We start from the raw sequence: 1,295 nt of genomic DNA, 5'->3' as shown, positions 1-1,295 counted from the left end.
GAGGTGGTCCCGCCTTCTTGGACAGGTTTGCGGCTAAGTTAAGCTAATCCCGGTTGTCATTCACGCCGCCTGTTTGATCATCAGATCATGGGGGGCATGCCCCCCATGATCTGATTGTCCGATCCGCCGATAGGCCTCCACCGGGGTTCGCCCGGCCAGGCCCGAGTGCGGACGCTGAGTGTTGTAATAGGTGATCCACCGGCCCAGGCCAGCCTTCAGCTCCGATCCGGTCTCGAAGGCGTGCAGATACACGCACTCGTATTTGAGGGAGCGCCAGAGGCGCTCGATGAAGACATTGTCCATCCACCGGCCCCGGCCGTCCATGCTGATGCGTACCTCAGCGTCGCGCAGCACGCTGGTGAATGCGAAGCTGGTGAACTGGCTGCCCTGGTCGGTGTTGAAGATTTCAGGCTTCCCGAAGCGGGCCAGAGCCTCCTCAAGCGCCGCGACGCAGAAGCCCGCATCCATCGTGTTCGACAGCCGCCACGCCAGCACCTTGCGGGTCGCCCAGTCCATGATCGCAACGAGGTAGAGGAAGCCCCGTCGCATCGGGATGTAGGTCACGTCCGCGCACCACACATGGTTGGGTCGTTCGATCGCCAGCTCGCGCAGCAGATAGGGATAGACCCGGTGCTGCGGGTGCGGATCGCTCGTGCGCGGCCGCTGGTAAATCGGCGCCAGGCCCATCTTGCTCATCAGTCGCCGCACCCGGCGCCGACCAACGTCATGGCCGCCACGGCGCAAGTGCCGCACCATCTGGCGGCTGCCGTACCATGGCATGTCGAGGAACGCCGCGTCGATCGCCCGCATCAGCGCCAGCGTCTCCTCGGTTTCCGGCACCGGCGCATAATAATAGCTCGACCGGCTGATCGACAGCAGCCGGCACTGCACTGCGATCGACAGACGATGGTGAGCAGGCTCGATCATCGATCGCCTCCGTGCCACGCTCATCGACCGGAGGCTTTCGCTAAAAAATCCCGCTCCACCAAGAGCTGCCCGATCTTCGCGTGCAGCTTGTCCACCTCCGCATCGCTCGCTGCCCGGGCCGCATCGCCCGCCCCCGAGAAGGTCGCCGACATCCCCTCGATCGCTTGCCGCTTCCAGGCCGCAATCATCGTGTGATGCACCCCATGCTTGGCAGCCAGCTCCGCCAGCGTCAGGTCGCCACGGATCGCCTCCAACGCGACCTTCGCCTTGAACTCCGCGCCGTAGCGCTTCCTCGTCGTCTTCATTCCCGTACCAGTCCTTCAGGTCAGGAGTAGCTTAACACCCTGTCCAGAAAACCGGCACCACCT

General features: G+C 63.8%; 1 protein-coding gene. It reads right to left on the bottom strand.

All coding sequences use genetic code 11. From position 1 onward, the window contains the following. Positions 1-60 precede the first annotated feature (60 nt). Positions 61-1,232 (bottom strand): IS3 family transposase gene (locus SP6_RS19915; RefSeq protein ID WP_126053443.1). Its coding sequence is split into 2 segments (ribosomal slippage): positions 61-968 and positions 968-1,232, totalling 1,173 coding nucleotides; the frame shifts between segments, so codons are not numbered across the junction. Positions 1,233-1,295: the final 63 nt, after the last annotated feature.

The organism is Sphingomonas paucimobilis NBRC 13935, from assembly GCF_000739895.2.
GTDB classification, from domain to species: domain Bacteria; phylum Pseudomonadota; class Alphaproteobacteria; order Sphingomonadales; family Sphingomonadaceae; genus Sphingomonas; species Sphingomonas paucimobilis.
The sequence above is the reverse complement of the archived record's forward strand: the minus strand, read 5'-3'. Positions and strand labels throughout refer to the sequence as shown.